The organism is Pseudomonas sp. NPDC087697 (assembly GCF_044743155.1).
In the GTDB taxonomy this organism is placed as follows: domain Bacteria; phylum Pseudomonadota; class Gammaproteobacteria; order Pseudomonadales; family Pseudomonadaceae; genus Aquipseudomonas.
In genome coordinates this window covers 1-1,284 of record NZ_JBIUVW010000098.1, presented here as the reverse complement: position 1 = coordinate 1,284, position 1,284 = coordinate 1, and the positions used below count along the sequence as shown (strand labels likewise).

Below are 1,284 nucleotides of genomic sequence, written 5' to 3'. Positions count from 1 at the left end.
ATTTACCAGAAGCTCCGGTTAAGACTTCTGGATCGTAGTACTTCTGCGACAAGAAACGCTGGATCTTACGAGCACGGTTTACCAACTGCTTGTCGGCTTCCGACAGCTCGTCCATACCCAGGATCGCAATGATGTCCTTCAGTTCTTTGTAACGCTGCAGAACATACTGAACGCCGCGAGCGGTGTCGTAGTGGTCCTGGCCGATAACCATCGGGTCCAGCTGGCGCGAAGTCGAGTCCAGTGGGTCTACCGCTGGGTAGATACCCAAGGAAGCGATGTCACGGGACAGAACGACGGTGGCGTCCAGGTGGGCGAAGGTGGTCGCTGGCGACGGGTCAGTCAAGTCATCCGCAGGTACGTATACCGCTTGGATCGACGTGATCGAACCGTTTTTGGTGGAAGTGATGCGCTCTTGCAGAGTACCCATCTCTTCAGCCAGGGTCGGCTGGTAACCTACTGCCGAAGGCATACGGCCCAGCAGTGCGGATACTTCAGTACCGGCCAGGGTGTAACGATAGATGTTGTCGACGAACAGCAGTACGTCGTTACCTTCGTCACGGAACTTCTCGGCCATGGTCAGGCCAGTCAGTGCTACGCGCAGACGGTTTCCCGGCGGCTCGTTCATCTGACCGTAAACCAGTGCCACTTTGTCCAGAACGTTGGAATCCTTCATCTCGTGGTAGAAGTCGTTACCCTCACGGGTACGCTCACCCACACCGGCGAACACGGAATAACCGCTGTGCTCGATGGCGATGTTACGGATCAGTTCCATCATGTTTACGGTTTTGCCTACACCGGCACCACCGAACAGACCGACTTTACCACCCTTGGCAAACGGGCAAACCAGGTCGATAACCTTGATGCCGGTTTCCAGCAGATCGTTGCCGCCAGCCTGTTCAGCGAAGGTTGGCGCTGGACGGTGAATGCCCCAACGTTCTTCGGTGTCGATCGGACCAGCTTCGTCGATCGGGTTGCCCAGTACGTCCATGATCCGGCCCAGGGTCGCTTTACCGACCGGTACGGAGATGGCTGCGCCAGAGTCAGTGACTTCCAGACCGCGCTTCAAGCCCTCGGTGGAACCCATCGCAATGGTACGAACCACGCCGTCGCCCAGCTGCTGCTGAACTTCCAGGGTGGTTTCAGCCGCGCTTACAACTTTCAGCGCGTTGTAGATGCTCGGTACGCTGTCGCGTGGAAATTCCACGTCGATAACGGCGCCGATGATTTGAACGATACGTCCGCTACTCATAGCTGGATCCTCTGAATATTTGAACCGTTAAACCG

General features: G+C 56.5%; 1 protein-coding gene. It reads right to left on the bottom strand.

Annotation, left to right across the window (positions count from 1 at the left end):
* Positions 1–1,249 (bottom strand): F0F1 ATP synthase subunit beta (gene atpD / locus ACIPIN_RS28940; protein ID WP_401124928.1); only part of this gene is annotated, 1,249 nt, incomplete at its 3' end.
* Positions 1,250–1,284: the final 35 nt, after the last annotated feature.